Raw genomic sequence first — 19,993 nt, 5'->3', positions numbered from 1 at the left:
CTTTTCAATTACTTATTTCTACAATACACGATATTTATTAACTTATGTAACTTTTATTAGCAAAAATTGCTTACAAAACTAAATAAATTAAAACTTCGTTTTTTCCCTAAACACCGATCATACAGATAAAAGCTAGTTATAAATGCAATATTTGCAACAAAAAACCTTATAAATTGAGGTTTTATTCTTTATAATACTTAATTGCTTAAATTAGCTGCGTTTTGTAGTGGCAAAATTCTGTAGAAGATATAACACTAGATCTCTTGCACGAATCAGAAATATTGGTTGAGAATGAGGTCAATTCGAGCATTCCCTTGCGTCTTACGCCGACGCGGGGTCTCGAAAGAGGTCAGGAATTTAAAACTAGTATCGAAAAAATATATTCATGCAATAAGTCTACTAAAAGAACTAATTTGTAAGTGATTATAGAGAACCACTGATTCTACTTAAACTACTAAATTAGGTCTTCTGCTATACAGTGCTACCTAAAATATTACTATAAGAGTTGTGTTCTCAAAGCTGTAAAAATAATTAAGCGTAAACGCAAAGAATTATATTTAAAGCGAAGCAATAAAATCATGATTATGTCTCAAACAGTTACTTATGGTTCTTGGAAATCTCCTATCACCTCAGATCTAATTGTCTCAAAAACAATTGGAATTGGGGAAATTACCGTAAATAATAATGATATCTACTGGTTAGAAAAACGTCCTCAGGAAAAAGGTCGCAATCTAATTGTGGGTTATTTCAACGAGCGAGGAATTAAAAATATCACCCCTTCTCCCCTAAGCGTTCGCAACAAAATACACGAGTATGGTGGAGGAGCGTATACAGTAGCCAAAGAGACAGTTTATTTTTCTAATTATGAAGACGGGAGAATATATCAGCAGGTTCTAAACAAGCAGCCTCAGCCTCTGACCAATAAATTACAGCAACGCTATGCAGATATTATTGTCGATCAAAATAGAGATCGTTTGATTTGTGTCTGTGAAGATCATTCCCAAAATGACGCTGAAGCTAAAAACAGCATTATTACAATTGATTTGGGTACAGGAAAAATTCAAACCTTAATTGAAGGTAGTGACTTTTATTCTTCCCCTCGTTTAAGTTCTGATGGTCAACAATTAGCTTGGTTAAGCTGGAATCATCCAGATATGCCTTGGGACAGTACTTATCTATGGCTAGCTAAGATTGACGATCGCGGTGTCGGCAAACCTGAACTAGTAGCAGGTGGAGAAGCTGAGTCTATCTGTGAACCAAAATGGCATAAAGATGGTAGACTCTATTTTGCCAGCGATCGCACTAATTGGTGGAATATCTATCGACGCAATCCTAATGGTTCAGTAGAAATATTACACCAAATGGCAGCCGAGTTTGCTTATCCTCACTGGGTGTTTGGCTTGTCTAGCTATGCTTTTGTCGGCAGCGATCGCTTGGTCTGTGCTTATTCGGCTGATGGAAGTTGGAATTTAGGCGTTATCGATCTCGAGACTAAAAACTTTAGCGAAATTAAAACTAGATACACCAATATATCTGATGTACAAAGTACAAAAAGCGGTTGTGTAGTGTTTATTGGTGGCTCACCCACAGAAGCAACTGCGGTGATCAAACTGGATTTAAATAGTAGTCAAGAACAGGTATTAAAGCAAACAGGAGATTTAACTATCGATCTTGAGTATCTTTCTTTGCCAGAGGCGATCGCTTTTCCGACTACCGACGATCTGACTGCCTACGCCTGGTATTATCCCCCTACCAATAAAGATTATACCGCCCCAACAAACGAACTTCCTCCTTTAATCGTCAAGAGTCATGGAGGACCTACCGCAGCAGCCTCGGTAGATTTAAACCTGCGTATTCAGTATTGGACTAGTCGGGGTTTTGGCTATGTAGACGTTAACTATGGCGGTAGTATTGGTTATGGTCGAGAATATCGCCAAAGACTAGATGGCAAATGGGGCATTGTTGATATAGATGATTGCGTTAATGCTGCTAAATATTTAGTTAACCAAGGAAAAGTAGACAAAAATCGGCTTGTAATTACGGGTAGCAGTGCAGGAGGCTATACAACCCTGGCAGCATTAACTTTTCGCGATACGTTTAAAGCTGGTGCGAGTTACTATGGCGTAAGCGATTTGGAAATATTGGCAAAAGACACTCATAAATTTGAGTCCCGTTATCTCGATCGCCTGATTGGCAAATATCCTGAAGATCGAGAAATTTATCAAGAGCGATCGCCAATTCACTTTACCGAACAATTAGACTGTCCCGTTATCTTCTTTCAAGGCTTGGAAGACAAGGTTGTTCCTCCCAATCAGGCAGAAATGATGTTCGAGGCGATTAAAGCAAAAGGCTTACCCGTGGCTTATGTGTCTTTTGAGGAAGAGGCACATGGCTTTCGGATGTCAGACAATATTAAAAAAGCTTTGGACAGCGAATTCTACTTTTATTCCCGCGTCTTTGGTTTTCAACCAGCAGAACCAATTGAACCGATTGAAATAATTAATTTGGACTAATTATGCAGACAATTTATGGTGAATATTAGTTACTTTGTACTGTTATTAGGAACACAATTATTTTTCTTGCCCACCTCAGGCTTGATTGATAATTGTTAATTGACAGCCTAAGAGATTTTTAGAAATTGTTTGCTACCGCGATCGCTCTCTAAACCTAAAACAGCGGTTGAGGAACTTCACCCCACTTTTTTGGATTTGGAAGCTTAGATAATGCCAAGCCAAAAGTATTACATCAATGTAATATTGCATCTGTAAGTTATTGAGGCTATGGGAGGCGAGTTAGAAATTACTGCTCGTTTTGACGACAGTGAAATTAAAATTACTAACTTTGATTTTGTTCGTAAAGATCTTTAATCGATGGCGATGACCGCTCTTACGAGTTTAAGTAACATGAGTTCGGTTTAAGCAGAAGCAGATAAAGCAAAGCGATCGATGGCAGTAGAAGGCTTGCGATGAGGTACTTGTATGATTGAAATGACTGTTGACGAGCTGTTGTGCAGGTATGCTGCTGGAGAGAGAAACTTCTCTGCTATTAGATTTGTCCGTGATATTGAAAGTAGACGGGGTAGGGTCGATCTTGGTGGTGCTGACCTCAGAGGGGTTAATCTCTGTGGTTCCGATTTGCATGGGGCTAATTTGAGTGGGGCTATCTTGAGTTACGCCAGCTTGCGGGAAGCTAATCTGGATGAGGTTGTCGCTGTCGGTACTATGTTGAGAGCTAGTTGTTTGTGGTTATCTAGTCTTCGTTCCGCTGATTTGACTGGAGCGAATATGTTGGCAGGTAGTTATCTCAGTGCCGACCTTACTGGGGCGAACATGTACGGTGTTACTATGTGCCAATGTACTGTTGATGGTGCTGATTTCAGCAATGGCGATCTCGAACTTGCTACTATTTTTCTAGTTGACTTCTCCAAAGTTGATGTCAGAGGATTTTTCACCCATGAACAGGCTTTCTTCTGGAAAGTTACTTTGCCCAATGGAGTCTATGTCGAATGACCCACGATCAATGAATGATGAGGCGAGCAGATTTGCTGAATTGATTTTATTAGAGTCATCTCTACTTTCTAGCTGATCTTCCAGTTCATCTGGAATTTCAGAGAAGAAATCTAGCCCAGTCAAGGATTCAATTTCATTGATTGAAAAAGCCTTGTAGGGTGGGCAAAACATAATTGAGATCGACAAGCGTTTTAGGTAAAGATCCTTGCCCACCAAAACCAGAGTCATAATTCCCAGCAAAATAAGGATTTGAGGTTAATTTTGCCAGTAGCTCCTCTCCTGCTGGCTTGCTACCATTTTTCTCAAGCTCAGTAGCAATAAGTGCCTGGATAATTTGTACATCAAGCTCCGAAGGTAGCTTACGCATTCCTGGGGCAAGATGAGTATTTAACAGGAAGATATTTCTTCAACGGGCGATCGCCATTTCTCGGAAAGTCAAATAGAATCTTCACAACATGATATAGAACCAGATTTGATTCTAGTCTTTCTCAACCCAAGATCACTACTCCTTCTTCGGCTATTAGTGACTCAAGGGCAGGTGTTGAAAATATCAAAAACAATCTGAATCGCACAGGCGAACGCGACAAGAGTAATTATTACCAAGGAAGATAAAATATTACTAGCTAAAGCCAAAGCTAGAATAAACGCTGCTGCACCCAGACGATAAAAAGTTAAAATTCTTTTGCACTTAGTTTGTCCAAGTTCGCAGCTTGTCCAATGAAGATTAGAAAGGATAAGCAAACACAGAGCTACTGCTAGGCAAAACAGAAACTTCTCCCCACTAGCTGAGTCATGTTTTAGACCATGGATCATCTTTTCTACTCCTACCCCTGTGGCAGTTAAACCAATTGTCAAAGGAAGATGAGAATAAAGCCAAGCAAGAGCAATTTTCATTTGACCTTTTTTCATAGCCTGAAGGGGAGATGCGTCCACCGTGTCAAAATACATCCACCAGAAGCTAAAGGCGATCGATAAACCTAACAAAGCGATCGCCACCGATACAGGAGTCCATTCTCTATCGGCTACTCCACTTACCACCGCAACTATCGACTCACCCAAAACAATAATGGTAAATAATCCAATTCTTTCGGTAGAATGCGCCATATCAGGAGGCACGTTGACCACTCTTTTTCCGGCTGTCAGGGGGGTAGCAAAATCAATGATTAGTCCTATACCCCAAAACAAAAAACGCCAGGGGAGGGGAACGAATATAGAAGCCAGCCAAAAGACAATACTTCCAGCAAAACCCCAGGCATACCAATTGGTTAATTGTCTTGCTTGAGGTACATGATATCCTGCATGAAGATATTGACAGATTAGCACTCCACGAAAAGCAATATAGCTCAAGGCAAAACCAACTGAAGAAGAACTTAATCCATGATGAATATTGGCAGCTATCGTTGCTGCGATCGCCATTTGCAACAGCGTAATTAGACGATCTACTAAGCCATCATTATCGAAACGTGTATCGTAAAAGGTTGCGCCGATCCAGCACCACCAAACAGGTACAAATAATAGTGCTAGTTTAGCAAAGCCTAAAAAACTAAAGTCTGATTTGAAATTATGAGCTAATTGGGCGATCGCTACCACAAAGATTAAATCAAAAAATAACTCTAGCCAGGTTGCGCTACGCTCTCCTTCCTCGCATTCTTCCCGTCGTAATCTTGGTGGTTGAAAGATGGCTTTAGCCATTACGCTTACCAGTGTTTAGTTATCAGTAATTTACCTGAAAGACTATCATATATTTATTATTAGATGTTCGTGATTACCTAAATTAATCTAGACACCTACTACTTGAGCGCGTTTATATGCCTCATCTAAAACTTCGGAAAGAGTAGGGTGAGTGTGAATATTAAAGGAGAGATTTTGGACTGATTCTCGTTTGGCGATCGCATTTGCCGCCTCTTGAATCAGATCTGAAGCATGAATACCAATGATATGTACTCCTAAAAGTTCTCCCGTATCCTGGCGATAAATAATCTTAGCAACCCCTTCAGTTTCTCCCTCTGCCAAGGCTTTGGAGTTGCCTTTATAGAAAGATTTGACCGTAGATACTTTAAATCCTTCTTGTTCGCCTATTTCTTTGGCTTGTGCTTCAGTAAGACCCACATAGCTAATTTCAGGATGGGTAAAAGCAGCAGCAGGAATACAGCGATAGTCTATTTCTTTGTCTGCGCCACAGATATTCTCTACCGCCACAACTCCTTGTCCAGAGGCAGCATGGGCTAGCATCATTTTACCTGTAGCATCACCCACCGCCCAAAGATGAGGAACAGGTTTGCCGTCGCGCAATACCTGCATTTTGTCGTTGACGGGAATAAAACCACGCTTGTCTATTTCAACCGCCAGAGTTTCTAAACCAATTTTTTTGGTGGCGGGAATACGTCCAGTAGCTACCAAGCAAGCATCTACTTCCAAGACTTCAACAACTTCTTTTGTTTTGGCATCGGTTAATTCAATTTGTACTGGTGCGCCAGGAGTAATTTTGGTCGCAAATACACCTTTGTAAGTTTCAATATCTCGCTGATCGAGTAGAATTTTTTTGGCAATTTTGGCAATGTCAGGATCGAAGCCAGGCATCAAAGTGTCCAAAGCTTCGATCATGGTTACTTCACAACCCAAGGCGGTATAAACATCAGAAAACTCTAAGCCAATATAGCCACTACCAATAATAGCAATCCAGTTGGGAAGGGACTCTAATTTAACCGCGTTGTCGCTAGTAAAGACAGTTTTGTTATCAATTTCTATACCACGCGGGACAAAAGGCACAGATCCAGGACAAAGCATTATTTCTTTGGTAGTGTAGGTTTTGTCACCTTCTTGACTTACAACTTTAACCTTTTGTGTCCCTGCAAGTTCACCCCAACCGCGAATAATATCCACCTTGAGACGTTTAAGGCTGTTGGTTAAATCTCCTTGAATTTTGTTAACTAAATTTGTCGCATGATCGGCGATCGCGCTACGATCAAACTGAATATTTCCTAGCTGAATTCCCATGTCCTGTAGGTGATGGCGATCGCCAAACTCTCTAACTCTGCCAGATGCTGCTAACAAAGCCTTAGAGGGAATACAGCCACGATTAACGCAAGTGCCTCCCATATCCCCCGCTTCAATGATTGCCGTTTTTAGACCGCTTTTAACTGCATGAAGTGCTGCACCATGTCCACCCACACCCGCGCCAATAATAATTAAATCGTAATCAAAATCGCTCATTGCTATTTCTTCTATAATTGCTCCAGTCTTATATTGTAAAGTTTAATCGCGGAATTGGGCGGGGCGTATCAAGCGCAGAATAACATCTGGTTATTAATTTCGATCTTGTCTTGCTTCAACAACTTGTCTAATCTCTTTCCATCTCTCTACAATAATTGTTTTCATCTTTTCTGACTGCCACTGAGGAATACTATTTTTTTGGTTGTTTTTGTCTCTACTCATAGGTTTTACTTTGGTAATTGTTTACGATTTTTTGGTTACAGCAATAAGCTCAATATAGCTATTTTTGTTTAATATCAAGATATCATTACCCGCACAATTATTGCAAATAATTCTCAATAAATACTAAGTGTTAAGATCGAACTAAGTTTGTAGTTAAGGTATGATGCGATACGGTTTAATGAATGGGTTTAAAGCCTTGTCACTGATGAAGATTGGGACAAAGGGTAAGGGGTAAAGGATCGATTAATTGGCTACGTAGTCAGTTAACTCCATCCTTTAACCTACGAATCACAGTCCATTCATGACAATCAGGAGTGTCAACTAGTCACGGGAGTAGCTAATTCTACTGCCGAGCAAATATCGCTAACTTGAATCAACGTTGCATATACTAATTTTTCGGGCGTATTTTTGTTAAACCTTACTCAATTTATAACAAACTGCACGTTAGCCTAGTTATCTAAAATCACTTTTTTGCACGCCTGATATGAATTAAGTTTCTTTTTTAGCTTAGAAAAAATCTATATATTTCCGTGAATAAAGAGATTTATTATTTAAATAAAATTCAAGCAATTTTAATCGTATTAATTATGCGGATTCAGACTCTACCTAATTATGATAAGAATCAATGTTAATGTTTACGGAAGGGGTTTGGGGAGGGTCGTAACGTCCCCAACTGGGGGTCTGGGGGAAAGTTCCCCCAGGAATAAACCACGCTTTTTATAGACCAATTTCATTTAGAAGCGAGAATAAACATTTTTTAATTCACATCAGACGTTTTATATATTTATCTATGTATTTAATATCTATTAGCCAACAAGCGTTAAAAAAACTGCGTAAATCGAAGATTTTAGCAGGATTACTAGCATTAATAATGGTAGTCATAATCTCTGCACCTACTATTAGTCAAACCACAGAAAACTATGGTGAAGCTTTACAAAAAGCTATTCTCTTTTATGAAGCACAGCAAACAGGAAGGCTACCAGAATGGAATCGTGTACCTTGGCGAGGAGACGCAACCCTAGAAGATGGTGCAGACGTAGGGGTAGATTTAAGCGGTGGTTGGGTAGACGCTGGAGATAACGTCAAGTTTAATTTTCCCCTGGCATTTAGCGTCACAACCCTAGCTTGGGGAGGAATCGAATATTATGATGCTTATAAAAAATCAGGTCAATTAGTTCATTTATCGCAAAACCTTAAATGGGTTACAGATTATTTTCTCAACGCCTTTGCTAATGATACTCCTGGAGAATATGTGCTTTATGGACAGGTAGGTAATGGTGAACTAGATCATCAATGGTGGGGGTCAGTTGAAGTAGTTAACTACCAAATGGAACGCCCCGCTTTTAAAATTGATACGAGTTGTCCTGGAACAGATTTAGCAGGGGAAACTTCTGCTGCCATGGCTTCTAGCTCTATTTTATTTCGCAAGAATGGCGATACAGAATACGCCGATTTGTTGGTAGATAAAGCTGAGAAGCTGTTTGATTTTGCTAATAAATATCGCGGTAAATATTCTGACTGTCTAAAAGAAGCAGTGCCTTTTTACACCTCCAATAATGGCTATCTAGATGAACTAATTTGGGGAGCAATTTGGCTGCATAAAGCCAAAAAAGCCCAAAACTCTAGTTATTCTGCTGAATATTTGGCGATCGCCGAAACTGAATATCAGCAAATGGGCAAACCCTTTAATTACACCTATCAGTTTGATGACAAATCCTATGGAATCTACGTCTTACTGGCACAAGAAACAGGAAAAATAGAATATCAACAACGCACCGAAGCCTGGTTAAACTTTTGGACAATAGGACATGAAGGTGAACAGATTAAATATACTCCAGGGGGTTTAGCTTTCTTAGCGAAATGGGGTTCTTTACCTTTAGCAGCCAACACGAGCTTTCTCGCTTTTATCTATAGTGATTGGTTACAAACTCAAGGAAAATCACAAAAAGCCGAAGGTTATTTTGATTTTGGCGTTAATCAAATCAACTATATTTTGGGACAAAATCCCGCAAAACGCAGTTACCTAATTGGCTACGGCGATAATTATCCTCACAATCCTCATCATCGTACTGCTCATGGTAGCTGGTTAAACTCAATGAACGAGCCTACAGAAACACGTAATCTTTTAATCGGTGCCTTAGTTGGAGGTCCCGATGAACAAGAACACTGGGCAGACGATCGCAACGACTGGGTACGTAATGAAGTCGGCGTTAGCTATAATGCTGGGTTTGCAGGTGCTTTAGCCAAAATGTATCAAGAGTTTGGCGGAAAACCTTTAACTAAAGTGTCTTTTCCTCAATTAGATGATGAACCAGAAATATACGTAGAATCTAGAGTTAGTCAAGCCAGCAAAAATGCTACAGAAATTAATCTGTCAATAGTTAATAAATCTGCTGCACCAGCACAAGGCTGGGAAGATCCTTTAATGCGGGTATTTTATACTGCTGGTTCAAATAAGGTAGAAGATATAGCAGCGTCGGCAACGTCTAACGATTGTTCTATTGATTCGGCAACCGTAGTCAAGCTGAAAAAAGGTCTTTACTATACTGAAATTGCCTGTGGAGGAACGGTTATTTATCCTGGCGGAAACGAGAAATATATGAAGCAGATTTCCTTGAAATTAAACACCGATCGAGCAACAGATAATAACTTCTTTGGTAGTTTGAGTTCACTGTTTGCCAAACCTTTGCAGATTACTAAAATTTGTTTGTATGACGGAGATGAATTAATTTGGGAGTCTGATTCGGCGATTTAATTTATGATTGTTAAACCGCTAATCTTAGTTTGTATTAGCTAACAAAGGTGCAGCGGACAGAAGCTTTTTGGTGTAGGGATGTTGTGCTTGGGTAAATATCTTTTCGGTGGTGTCTATTTCGACGATTTTACCTGCATTCATTACGGCAATGCGATCGCAAAAGAATCTGGCTACCCAAAGATCGTGGGTAATAAATAAATAAGTTAAGTCAAATTCCGCTTTTAAAGCCAACATAAGCTCTAATACTTGAGTTTGTACCGTGGCATCAAGCATACTGACTGGTTCATCACAGATTACTAATTTAGGCTTAGTAATTAAGGCACGAGCGATCGCAACTCTTTGCTGTTGTCCTCCAGAAAGTTCATGAGGATAACGTCGAGCATATTCTTTGGTCGGCGTTAAACCGACTTTTTCGAGCATGGTTGCTACTTGCTGTTTGGCTTCAGTAGCAGTAGCCAATTTATGAATTAACAAAGGATCGGCAATACTTTTTCCCACGGTCATTAGAGGGTTTAGACAAGCATGAGGATCTTGAAACACCATCTGTAGCTGTCGTCGTTGACTCCGCATGGCAGAATTAGAAAGAGTAGTTAGATCTTGTCCCAGAAATTTTACCTGTCCCGCCGTCGGTTTAATTAACTGTAAAATTGTCCGCGAAAGAGTACTTTTACCACAGCCAGACTCTCCTACCAGCCCTAGTATTTCTCCTGCATAAAGCTCAAAACTTATGTTGTCAACAGCTTTAATTATTGATGCTTTCTTTTGAGAAAATAACTGCTGGAAAAAATTTGCCTCTAAAGTAAAGTGCTGCTTTAAATTTTTGACTTCTAAAATTGCTGATTGCTTAGTAAATTCTGGTGGGCTATCATCAACTACCTGGAGGTGAAGGGCTGCATTTAATAAAGACTTAGTATACTCATGCTGGGGCTGATAGAGAATAGACTTTACATCTCCTGTTTCTACCATTTTACCCTGGTACATTACCGCAAGGCGATCGCAATATTCACCTACCATTGCTAAATCGTGAGAAATTAACAGCAAAGCCATTTCTCTTTCGCTACATAGTCTGGTTAATTCCTTCAGAATTTCGGCTGAAACCGTAACGTCTAGGCTGGTTGTCGGTTCATCGGCGACAATTACTTTCGGATTGAGTAATAATGCCAAAGCGATCGCTACTCGCTGTCTCATGCCACCACTAAACTCATGAGGATATTGTCCCCAACGGTTAGCAGGGATTTTTACAGTTTCCAAAGTTGCGATTGCTAACTTTTTGGCTGCGGATTTGGATAGCTGAGGTTGATGAGCTTTAATAGTTTCTAGACAGTGATCGCCAATAGTCATCAAAGGATCTAGCCTCGTCATCGGATCTTGAAAGATTAAAGCCACTACCTCTCCCCTAAATTGGCGTAATTCTGCTTTATTCAACTCAAAAACCGACTTTTCCTGAAATATGGCTTTGCCTTCTACCTGACTTCCCTCTGGCAACAAGCGCATAATTGCTCGCCCTAAAGTAGACTTGCCACAACCAGACTCGCCCACTAGCCCCATTTTTTCTCCAGGCTTAAGACTAAAAGAAACATCATCTACCGCCCAAACAGTAGCTTGATTCAATTTATGGGGATAAGCAACTCGAAGATTGGCGACTGACAATAGAGCTTGAGTCATAATCTGAGTCATGATTAGCAGTAAAAGAGAGTATAGTTTATCGCATTGTAATCATCGGGCAGAATAGCGTCTAGAGCAACTTCAGACCTAGATATTAAGAAACCATCATTTTAGAGCAGAAATAATAAACAAGAGTGACTCAGATTTTGTTACTCTTGAATACGCTGTGTTTCCAATTTTAATTACTTTAGCTACCAGGCATGAGAACAAACTACTGTGGCGAATTGCGAGCCGAACATATAGACCAAACCGTTACCATCTATGGCTGGGTCGATCGCCGTCGCGATCACGGAGGAGTAATCTTTATTGATTTACGCGATCGCACTGGCACGGTTCAAATTGTTAGCGATCCACAACGCACGCCTCAATCTTATGCCGACGCGGAATTTTTACGCAGCGAATATGTAGTTAAAGCAGTTGGAAAAGTCAGCCAGCGTCCCCCTGAATCCTTAAACGATAAGCTACCTACAGGACAAGTAGAGATCTATGCCGAATCCATTGAGTTACTTAACGCCGTAAACAAACAACTGCCGTTTCAAGTATCTACAGCCGACACAGAAAATGTTGGCGAAAAACTACGTCTCCAATATCGTTATCTAGATCTGCGACGCGATCGCATGGCAAAAAACCTCCAGCTACGTCATCAGGTAGTTAAAGCAATGCGTCGTTTTTTAGAAGACGAAGAAAACTTTATCGAGATCGAAACCCCAATTTTGACTCGCTCTACCCCCGAAGGCGCGCGGGATTATCTTGTACCTTCTAGGGTGAATCCTGGTGAATGGTATGCTTTGCCCCAGTCCCCGCAGTTGTTCAAGCAGCTATTGATGGTGTCGGGATGCGATCGCTATTATCAAATTGCTCGTTGCTTCCGTGATGAAGATTTGCGCGCCGACAGACAGCCAGAATTTACTCAGCTAGACATGGAAATGAGCTTTTTATCTCAAGATGAGATTATTAAACTCAACGAAGCTTTAATCTGCCACATCTTTAAGGCTGTCAAAAATATTGAGATGCCTCGTCCTTTTCCCCGCATTACCTATGCAGATTCCATGGCTCGCTACGGTACAGATCGACCAGATACCCGCTTTGCCATGGAATTAGTAGATGTCTCAGATATTGTCCAAGACTCTGGTTTCAAAGTCTTTTCGGGTGCTGTAAAAAGTGGTGGACAAGTAAAAGTCTTGCCTATTCCTGGCGGTAATGACGCTATTTCCAACGTTCGCATCAAACCCAAAGGAGATATTTTCAATGAAGCCGTAACCGCCGGGGCTAAAGGCATTGCCTATATTCGCGTCCGAGAAAATAATGAAATAGATACTATTGGTGCAATTAAAGATAATCTGAGTGAGGAGCAAAAAACAGAGCTATTAAGCCGTACTGGGGCAAAACCAGGACATTTACTCTTGTTTGGAGCGGGAGATACAGTCACAGTCAATAAATCTCTAGACCGCTTGCGTTTATTTATTGCTCAAGAGATGGGATTAATTGATAACGAACAGGTTAATTTAATCTGGGTAACAGAATTTCCGATGTTTGAATGGAATGCCGATGAAAAACGCTACGAAGCATTGCATCACCCTTTCACAGCACCCTATCCTGAAGATATTGAAGATTTAACTACCGCTAGAGCGCAAGCCTACGATCTGGTATACAACGGCATCGAAATAGGTGGAGGAAGCCTACGAATCTATCAAAAAGACATTCAAGAAAAAGTCTTTGAAACGATTGGTTTTTCTACTGAAGAGGCTTATAACAAATTCGGTTTCTTACTAGAAGCGTTTGAATATGGCACACCTCCCCACGGCGGTATAGCTTTCGGCTTGGATCGTTTGGTGATGTTATTGGCGGGAGAAGAATCTATTCGCGATGTAATTGCTTTTCCTAAAACTCAACAAGCAAGCTGCCTACTCACAGATGCGCCAGCCTCAGTCGATGCCAAACAGCTAAAAGAACTAGAAATAGCCTCTACCTACAAACCAAAGAAGGACTGAGTTTGTAGGTAACGTCATAATGTTTAGGACTTACGCATCCACCCCCTAAATTCCCCAACTCGCGCGTATATGCGGAAGTGTGCCTTTGTTTTGCGCCTTTCGGCTTAGGTAAGAACTAAGAAAATATTCTTAGCACTAGCTAACAAAAAGCGATCGCCTCCACTTCCACCAGAATTTCTGGTGATGCTAGAGAAGCAACTCCGATCCCTGTCATAGCAGGACGAGATTCGCCAAAGAAATTAGCGAGAATAGGCGTGAGAGCCTCCAGGTATTCACCAAATTCGCCTCGAATATAAATACGAACTTGCAATAACTTATCGATCGATGACCCAGCATTTTCCAAGGCAATAGTTAAATTTGCCAGAGCCTTTCGCATCTGACCTTCAACAGACTGTTTAGTTTCAGATTGACGCTGCGAATCTATTTGACCAGAGAGAAAAACAAGTCCCGATTGAGTTTCTATAGTAGCTTGGGACATACCATATACAGCACCATCAAACAATTCAGGAGGATTGATTAGTTTTTTATTCATTTTGGATTTCTAAATTAAGACTGGTGACTGCTCACCGCCCTAAAAAAAACGGTGATTCTAGGGATTAGGAATTAGGGATTGATTAGCTACGTAGAAGTCCCCAGTCCCCAGTCCCCAGTCCCAATCGAACTCTTTGTGCGAGGCTTTAAACCCATTTATTATATGGTAAATCAAATTGCTAAGATCCCGCTTAGGTAAATAAACTATGAGTTGGTAGCACTATTCCAGAACATGATGCGATCGCTGTCCTCTTTCTGGAATTGGTAGCAATTGCACTACTTTATCAAGACAAAGCCCAAGAAAGTGCCAATTAAGGTAACTTTCATCAATTAGAGAAATTACAACCCGTTCTTTCACTACAACCTATTCATCGCCAACAAGACGGGATCTGTACAAAATCACGCTGACCATTAGATAAGAACTAACAAAAGGCGATCGCCTCCACTTCCACCAGAATTTCTGGTGATGCTAGAGAAGCAACTCCGATCCCTGTCATAGCAGGACGAGATTCGCCAAAGAAATTAGCGAGAATAGGCGTGAGAGCCTCCAGGTATTCACCAAATTCGCCTCGAATATAAATACGAACTTGCAATAACTTATCGATCGATGACCCAGCATTTTCCAAGGCAATAGTTAAATTTGCCAGAGCCTTTCGCATCTGACCTTCAACAGACTGTTTAGTTTCAGATTGACGCTGCGAATCTATTTGACCAGAGAGAAAAACAAGTCCCGATTGAGTTTCTATAGTAGCTTGGGACATACCATATACAGCACCATCAAACAATTCAGGAGGATTGATTAGTTTTTTATTCATTTTGGATTTCTAAATTAAGACTGGTGACTGCTCACCGCCCTAAAAAAAACGGTGATTCTAGGGATTAGGGATTAGGGATTAGGGATTGATTAGCTACGTAGAAGTCCCCAGTCCCCAGTCCCCAGTCCCAATCGAACTCTTTGTGCGGGGCTTTAAACCCATTTATTATATGGTAAATCAAATTGCTAAGATCCCGCTTAGGTAAATAAACTATGAGTTGGTAGCACTATTCCAGAACATGATGCGATCGCTGTCCTCTTTCTGGAATTGGTAGCAATTGCACTACTTTATCAAGACAAAGCCCAAGAAAGTGCCAATTAAGGTAACTTTCATCAATTAGAGAAATTACAACCCGTTCTTTCACTACAACCTATTCATCGCCAACAAGACGGGATCTGTACAAAATCACGCTGACCATTAGATAAGAACTAACAAAAGGCGATCGTTTCCACTTCCACAAGGGTTTCTGGTGATGCTAGAGAAGCAACTCCAATCCATGTCATAGCAGGACGAGATTCGCCAAAGTAATCATTGAAAATAGGTACAATCGCGTTTGTGTATTCACCGAATTCGCCTCGAATATAAATACGAACTCGCAATAACTTATCGACTGATGACCCAGCATTTTCTAAGGCAATGGTTAAATTTGCCAGAGCCTTTCGCATCTGACCTTCAACAGACTGTTCTGTAGTTTCATATTGATGATTCCAATCTACTTGACCAGAGAGAAAAATAAGTCCCGATTGAGTCTCGATCGCACCTTGTGACATACCAAATGCAGCACCATCAAATAATTCAGGAGGATTGATTAGTTTTTTATTCATCTTGGTTTTCTCAGTTTACTTGTAAGGTTGACAGTTATGATTATGCACAAAGTAAGGAGGTAAAAACTTGTACATTTTGCCGATTGCAGGATATTATTACGATTATTTTGGCTATCAACGTTCTTTACAAATAGTTACAGCTAGGCAAAATCGCGCCAACACTTCAGCGTTAAAACCATTTGAATAATAGAGACAGCAAAAGTAGCGAGGATTAATAATATTGAAACTGGTAAATCAAATTGCTTAAATCCCGCTAGGGTAAATAAACTATGAAGACGATTAGTTTAATTATCTTTGCTGCCTTAATTGTCTGGGAGATACACCTAATAGCTTTTTCATATGGCGACTAAGGTGACTTTGATCGTAAAAACCAACGCTACTGGCTACATCGGCGATCGCCATATCTTGTTTGAGCAGTAATTCTTGAGCGCGATCGATTCTTTGTTGTATTAAAAATTTGTAGGGAGATTTTCCCGTACTTTGACGAAACAAATGAGAAAAATGCGACTGGCTTAGTTTTACATGACTGGCTAATTCACCCAAGGAAATATCATCTGCCAAATAAGTATTGATATAATCAGTTACCTGCTTGAGTTTATAAGGAGGTAATCCACCTGTATATTCCGCTACCTTGACTGGGAAGGTACAGTAGTGTCTCAATAGATGTACGGCTAGCATATTGCTAAGAGACTCAATATACATTTGATTGCCAGACTGAGTGTGAGCAATCTCTTGCTGAAACAACATCGCCAAATTCTGTAGCTGAGAGTCGTGTTTATTTAAAACGGGTAAAATTTCCACACTATCGGCGTTAGCAAAATCATTCTCTAAGGCAATTTGCCGGAGAAAATCTGGCGCAATCTTGAATATCAGGGACAAGCATTCATCAGAGTCTGACGACGACCAAAAACCATGATGTGAATTAGGCTTGAGCCAGATATCGCCCCGTTTTGTTTCACCAGTATATTCGCGATCGCCAATTCGAGTAATTTGCTGCAAGTTACAATCTCTCAACAAATAACACAGCCAATGATGATTGGTAGCAGCTACTTCTTTTTGATTGTCAAGTTCAAAATGATGAGAAACAACAAAGCTTCCTTGATGAGCAATTTTTTGAGCAACAATTCTACGATTTATGTCATGAGGATAAACAATTGTTGGCGGTAGACTTTCGTTAGCTTCTCGATTTCTCATTTTGATAATTTCTCAATCGGCTCTGTTTGTTCTGCTTACCGTTAATTAAATCATTCCTCATCTTTCATCCTCTAAAAAATGCTATTCTGGAATTTATAGTAAAAATACTTAACGCTTAATATCATTAGGATTAAAGCAGGTTTTAAAGTTATTTAGTTTAGTTAAAAACTTTTTTAGACTTAAAAATTATGTCACCATCTCAGTTTAATCGAAACGAGGAATATGAAGAAGAAACTCTGACTATTGTTGATGAACTTGGGCGATCTCTGCCATGCTACATTGAACAGTCTTTAGAAATCGACGATATGACCTACTTGCTGTTGTTTCCCGTTGATATCCCCGTGGTGATTATGAGCATCAACAGCGACAGTGATGAAGAATTAGAAGCAGCATTGCTGGATGATGATGAAGCGATCGCCGAAATTTTTGACAATGCTAAAGCGGTATTGGCAGAACAAAACCTGGCACTACATCATACTGCCTACACTCTGACGGCAATAGGAGAACTTCCGCCGATCGAAGAAGAGCAAATCTTAACCCTCGAAGATGATGGTGATATGGAAGAAGAAGAATTGCAATCTTTGGCGTATTTCTATCACGACGAGCAAAAATACGGGATCTATACACCCTTAACTCCCCTCTTATTTTTTGCTAGATACGACTCACAAAACCATCTAGAATTAGTTTCTCCCGATCAGGAGAATTTAATGCCTATCCTCGAAGAATTGTTGTCAGAAGATTAAATAACGAAAGTCCAGTACAGACAAGGCTTGTCTCTATCCTAACTGTTGCTACTAGTTATACAGATTTTTGGTATAGATATTACAAAAATCGGGCAATTATTAAAAAAGCAAGGTAAGATGAAGCGCGATTAGCTACGCTACTTTTGGGATTGCACCTCAGCTCACTAATTATTAATAATTTTACTGAACTATTTCAATATATCTATCCAAAATGATGACTCGTAATAGATCGAACAAGAAAAAAGCTGCTAAAAAAAAAATTAAAAGTAATTTGGCTGCTAAACTAATCCCAGCAAGTATAGGGGTTTTATTACTTGTAGGCTGGGCTGGTTGGCATGGTTTGACCGCTCCCGTAGAAACTCAAGGTGAACAATCAAGCCAAGAAAAACAGGTTCAGTTTACAGTTAAGCCTGGGACATCTGGCAATCAAATTGGGAGTGAATTAGCACAGTCTGGTTTGATTAAATCTAATAATGGCTGGAAGCTTTGGACAAAGCTGAAGCAGGTTACAGATTCATCTGGTGATTTTAAAGCGGGTACATATTTAGTATCCCCTGAAGAGTCTTTACCAGATATTGCCAGCAAGATTTGGAATGGAGACATTATGCAGACTAACTTTACTATTCCTGAAGGTTGGTCTACAAAGCAAATGGCAAAATATTTTGAATCTTTGGGCTATTTTTCTGCCGAGGAATTTGCCACCGCAGTCAAGAAAATTCCCTATGATAAATACCCCTGGCTGCCACCAAACTTGCCTATTTTAGAAGGATTTTTATATCCTGATACCTATAAAATTTCTAGCGATCGCAGTAGCAACCCCCAAGCAATAATTGACACGATGCTAAATCGCTTTGAAAAATATGCTCTGCCCGTTTACGAGGCTGCAAAACCAAAAATGAGCCTTTTAGACTGGGTAACTTTAGCTAGTATCGTCGAAAAAGAGGCAGTAATAGGCAAAGAACGTCCTGTAATTGCAGGAGTATTTACCGCCAGACTTAAACAAGGGATGAAGTTAGAATCCGATCCCACCGTAGAATATGGTTTAAATATTAGACAAACAGCAGATCGACCCTTGACCTATTCTCAAGTAGGAACACCGTCTCCTTATAATACCTACATGAACACTGGCTTAACCCCTACTCCTATTGCTTCCCCTGGCATAGCCAGCCTAAAAGCGACCCTAAACCCTGAAAAGACAAACTATTTATACTTTGTGGCTCGTTATGATGGTACTCACGTCTTTAGTAAAACTTTGAATGAACATGAAGCAGCCACCAAAGAAATTCGCCGCCAAAGGAATCAATGAACAATGAACAATGAACAATGAACAATGAACAATTATCAATATACCAGTGAACAATGATTAAATAAGCTGTTAGCTCTTAGCTTTAGAGTTTTCCTATCTTTTAAAATTATAAAATAAGAACGATAAGGCTATCATCCAGATAATTAAAACTTTTACAACTGAAAGGATAAAAAATAAGTTGTGAGTGCCAAGGAAATAACTTGGTACTTGCGTAGTTTGTCATTCTAGATAGGGCTTCAGCCTTTATTCCCTCAATCCTCATCCTTTTAAAATGGATTTATTGCGATCGCTTCCTATTGGTTCATATCTCGAACAGCCTGTCACTTGGCTACACAAGATTGACCCGCGAGTAAAATTAGTCTGGTTAATGACTTTTTTGATTGCTCCGCTGTTGGGCAATCCTTTGTGGCGTATCGGTCTGGCTGCATCTTTAATTGTGCTAACTATTGTCGCTGGCATTCCCTTTAGGGCTTGGAGTAAGCAGATGGGTTGGTTATTGCTGCTCTGTTTGTTTATGTTTTTGTTTGCCTGCGTTGCTCCTGACTCCTTGGGAGCTAAACCCCAGCCTAGAGTGCCTGAATTTTGCGCTGATGTTGCTACCGTAAGTAGTACAGCCGAAAAGCCGAGCAAGCAGCTTGAGTGCAAATCCCAGTTACCGCAACCAACAAGCTACCGTTATGTCTATTTCGATCAGCCTAAGTTTGTTTTTATTCCTCGTTTAGTAGTTACCCGACGCTCTTTAGATGTAGCAGTGAGAGTTTCTACTTTAATTTTTACTCTGATTTACAGTACTAGCCTGTATCTTTTAACCACCGCTCCTGAAGAAATTACCGCAGGTCTAGAAGATCTGATGAGTCCTCTACGCCGTTTTAATCTGCCAATCTCCGAAATTACTCTGACTCTAACTCTTTCTTTACGTTTTATTCCCCTTGTCTTAGAAGAAGTCCAGAATTTAGTTCGCTCCATCCGTACTAGGGCAATAGACTGGAAGAAACTAGGTATACGTCGTAGCACACAGCTATGGTTAATTGTCTCGGAGAAGCTATTGGAGAATTTGTTATTAAGAGCCGAACAAATAGCTACAGCCATGGATGTTCGCGGTTTTACTACCCCAAATGAACATCGGGTTCAATGGCATCAGCTACGGTTGCGGTGGCGCGATTGGCTAGCTTTAGGAATTTTAATTCCTTTTTGGTGTGCGCGTTGGTTTGTGGGGGGAGTCTAA

18 protein-coding genes are annotated in these 19,993 nt (G+C 40.2%); 7 read left to right on the top strand and 11 right to left on the bottom strand.

Annotation, left to right across the window (positions count from 1 at the left end; all coding sequences use genetic code 11):
- The first annotated feature begins 578 nt into the window (after positions 1-578).
- Positions 579-2,513 carry a S9 family peptidase gene (locus SLP02_RS00800; protein WP_413467068.1) on the top strand — a complete coding sequence of 645 codons (1,935 nt, stop codon included), beginning with the start codon at positions 579-581 and terminating at the stop codon, positions 2,511-2,513.
- Positions 2,514-2,978: 465 nt separating this feature from the next.
- A complete protein-coding gene (locus tag SLP02_RS00795) occupies positions 2,979-3,509 on the top strand; it encodes a pentapeptide repeat-containing protein (protein WP_319418752.1) in 531 nt (176 codons plus the stop codon).
- Positions 3,510-3,642: 133 nt separating this feature from the next.
- Here the strand turns inward: SLP02_RS00795 and SLP02_RS00790 are convergent, their stop codons facing one another.
- The 4 genes from SLP02_RS00790 to SLP02_RS00775 form a co-directional block, all read right to left on the bottom strand.
- Complete coding sequence (locus tag SLP02_RS00790; protein WP_319418751.1) at positions 3,643-3,876, bottom strand: hypothetical protein; 234 nt, start codon at positions 3,874-3,876, stop codon at positions 3,643-3,645.
- Between the two features lie 161 nt (positions 3,877-4,037).
- The gene (locus tag SLP02_RS00785) at positions 4,038-5,201 is read right to left on the bottom strand and encodes a low temperature requirement protein A (protein ID WP_319418750.1); all 1,164 of its coding nucleotides are present in this window, start codon (positions 5,199-5,201) and stop codon (positions 4,038-4,040) included.
- Between the two features lie 87 nt (positions 5,202-5,288).
- On the bottom strand, positions 5,289-6,722 hold the full coding sequence (gene lpdA / locus SLP02_RS00780) for a dihydrolipoyl dehydrogenase (protein WP_319418749.1): 1,434 nt from the start codon (positions 6,720-6,722) through the stop codon (positions 5,289-5,291).
- Positions 6,723-6,815: 93 nt separating this feature from the next.
- Positions 6,816-6,944 (bottom strand): hypothetical protein, encoded by a 129-nt coding sequence (locus SLP02_RS00775; RefSeq protein WP_319418748.1) that lies wholly within the window; start codon positions 6,942-6,944, stop codon positions 6,816-6,818.
- Between the two features lie 790 nt (positions 6,945-7,734).
- Here SLP02_RS00775 and SLP02_RS00770 point away from each other — a divergent pair.
- Positions 7,735-9,699: a glycoside hydrolase family 9 protein gene (locus SLP02_RS00770; RefSeq protein ID WP_319418747.1), complete on the top strand. Its 1,965-nt coding sequence runs from the start codon at positions 7,735-7,737 to the stop codon at positions 9,697-9,699.
- Positions 9,700-9,723: 24 nt separating this feature from the next.
- Here SLP02_RS00770 and SLP02_RS00765 read toward each other — a convergent pair whose 3' ends face one another.
- Positions 9,724-11,364 (bottom strand): dipeptide ABC transporter ATP-binding protein, encoded by a 1,641-nt coding sequence (locus SLP02_RS00765; protein WP_413467301.1) that lies wholly within the window; start codon positions 11,362-11,364, stop codon positions 9,724-9,726.
- 200 nt (positions 11,365-11,564) lie between these two features.
- Here SLP02_RS00765 and aspS point away from each other — a divergent pair, with 200 nt between their 5' ends.
- Positions 11,565-13,355, top strand: coding sequence for an aspartate--tRNA ligase (gene aspS, locus SLP02_RS00760; RefSeq protein WP_319418745.1), 1,791 nt, complete (start codon positions 11,565-11,567; stop codon positions 13,353-13,355).
- 139 nt (positions 13,356-13,494) lie between these two features.
- On the opposite strand, the gene SLP02_RS00755 is transcribed toward aspS, so the two are convergent.
- The 6 genes from SLP02_RS00755 to SLP02_RS00730 form a co-directional block, all read right to left on the bottom strand.
- Positions 13,495-13,887 carry a RidA family protein gene (locus tag SLP02_RS00755; RefSeq protein ID WP_319418744.1) on the bottom strand — a complete coding sequence of 131 codons (393 nt, stop codon included), beginning with the start codon at positions 13,885-13,887 and terminating at the stop codon, positions 13,495-13,497.
- 219 nt (positions 13,888-14,106) lie between these two features.
- Complete coding sequence (locus SLP02_RS00750) at positions 14,107-14,244, bottom strand: hypothetical protein (protein ID WP_319418743.1); 138 nt, start codon at positions 14,242-14,244, stop codon at positions 14,107-14,109.
- A gap of 64 nt (positions 14,245-14,308) precedes the next feature.
- Positions 14,309-14,701 carry a RidA family protein gene (locus tag SLP02_RS00745; RefSeq protein ID WP_319418744.1) on the bottom strand — a complete coding sequence of 131 codons (393 nt, stop codon included), beginning with the start codon at positions 14,699-14,701 and terminating at the stop codon, positions 14,309-14,311.
- 226 nt (positions 14,702-14,927) lie between these two features.
- Complete coding sequence (locus tag SLP02_RS00740) at positions 14,928-15,065, bottom strand: hypothetical protein (protein ID WP_319418743.1); 138 nt, start codon at positions 15,063-15,065, stop codon at positions 14,928-14,930.
- Between the two features lie 64 nt (positions 15,066-15,129).
- Entirely contained in the window at positions 15,130-15,525 is a 396-nt protein-coding gene (locus SLP02_RS00735) for a RidA family protein (RefSeq protein WP_319418742.1), read from the bottom strand.
- A gap of 288 nt (positions 15,526-15,813) precedes the next feature.
- Positions 15,814-16,719, bottom strand: coding sequence for an AraC family transcriptional regulator (locus SLP02_RS00730; protein ID WP_319418741.1), 906 nt, complete (start codon positions 16,717-16,719; stop codon positions 15,814-15,816).
- A gap of 188 nt (positions 16,720-16,907) precedes the next feature.
- Here SLP02_RS00730 and SLP02_RS00725 point away from each other — a divergent pair, with 188 nt between their 5' ends.
- The 3 genes from SLP02_RS00725 (at position 16,908) to SLP02_RS00715 (ending at position 19,993) form a co-directional block, all read left to right on the top strand.
- Positions 16,908-17,462 carry a DUF3727 domain-containing protein gene (locus SLP02_RS00725; RefSeq protein WP_319418740.1) on the top strand — a complete coding sequence of 185 codons (555 nt, stop codon included), beginning with the start codon at positions 16,908-16,910 and terminating at the stop codon, positions 17,460-17,462.
- A gap of 211 nt (positions 17,463-17,673) precedes the next feature.
- Positions 17,674-18,768: an endolytic transglycosylase MltG gene (mltG, locus tag SLP02_RS00720; RefSeq protein ID WP_319418739.1), complete on the top strand. Its 1,095-nt coding sequence runs from the start codon at positions 17,674-17,676 to the stop codon at positions 18,766-18,768.
- Positions 18,769-19,039: 271 nt separating this feature from the next.
- Entirely contained in the window at positions 19,040-19,993 is a 954-nt protein-coding gene (locus SLP02_RS00715) for an energy-coupling factor transporter transmembrane component T family protein (RefSeq protein ID WP_319418738.1), read from the top strand.

Source organism: Pleurocapsa sp. FMAR1, from assembly GCF_963665995.1.
GTDB lineage: Bacteria > Cyanobacteriota > Cyanobacteriia > Cyanobacteriales > Xenococcaceae > Waterburya.
Note: the sequence above shows the minus strand (reverse complement) of the source record. Positions and strands in the feature narration are given on the sequence as shown.

Excerpts from the sequence above, each read along its gene's own strand:
- SLP02_RS00800 (WP_413467068.1), top strand. The coding sequence starts at position 579 with ATGATTATGTCTCAAACAGTTACTTATGGTTCTTGGAAATCTCCTATC.
- SLP02_RS00795 (WP_319418752.1), top strand. The coding sequence starts at position 2,979 with ATGATTGAAATGACTGTTGACGAGCTGTTGTGCAGGTATGCTGCTGGA.
- SLP02_RS00790 (WP_319418751.1), bottom strand. The coding sequence starts at position 3,876 with ATGCGTAAGCTACCTTCGGAGCTTGATGTACAAATTATCCAGGCACTT.
- SLP02_RS00785 (WP_319418750.1), bottom strand. The coding sequence starts at position 5,201 with ATGGCTAAAGCCATCTTTCAACCACCAAGATTACGACGGGAAGAATGC.
- lpdA (WP_319418749.1), bottom strand. The coding sequence starts at position 6,722 with ATGAGCGATTTTGATTACGATTTAATTATTATTGGCGCGGGTGTGGGT.
- SLP02_RS00775 (WP_319418748.1), bottom strand. The coding sequence starts at position 6,944 with ATGAGTAGAGACAAAAACAACCAAAAAAATAGTATTCCTCAGTGGCAG.
- SLP02_RS00770 (WP_319418747.1), top strand. The coding sequence starts at position 7,735 with ATGTATTTAATATCTATTAGCCAACAAGCGTTAAAAAAACTGCGTAAA.
- SLP02_RS00765 (WP_413467301.1), bottom strand. The coding sequence starts at position 11,364 with ATGACTCAAGCTCTATTGTCAGTCGCCAATCTTCGAGTTGCTTATCCC.
- aspS (WP_319418745.1), top strand. The coding sequence starts at position 11,565 with ATGAGAACAAACTACTGTGGCGAATTGCGAGCCGAACATATAGACCAA.
- SLP02_RS00755 (WP_319418744.1), bottom strand. The coding sequence starts at position 13,887 with ATGAATAAAAAACTAATCAATCCTCCTGAATTGTTTGATGGTGCTGTA.
- SLP02_RS00745 (WP_319418744.1), bottom strand. The coding sequence starts at position 14,701 with ATGAATAAAAAACTAATCAATCCTCCTGAATTGTTTGATGGTGCTGTA.
- SLP02_RS00735 (WP_319418742.1), bottom strand. The coding sequence starts at position 15,525 with ATGAATAAAAAACTAATCAATCCTCCTGAATTATTTGATGGTGCTGCA.
- SLP02_RS00730 (WP_319418741.1), bottom strand. The coding sequence starts at position 16,719 with ATGAGAAATCGAGAAGCTAACGAAAGTCTACCGCCAACAATTGTTTAT.
- SLP02_RS00725 (WP_319418740.1), top strand. The coding sequence starts at position 16,908 with ATGTCACCATCTCAGTTTAATCGAAACGAGGAATATGAAGAAGAAACT.
- mltG (WP_319418739.1), top strand. The coding sequence starts at position 17,674 with ATGATGACTCGTAATAGATCGAACAAGAAAAAAGCTGCTAAAAAAAAA.
- SLP02_RS00715 (WP_319418738.1), top strand. The coding sequence starts at position 19,040 with ATGGATTTATTGCGATCGCTTCCTATTGGTTCATATCTCGAACAGCCT.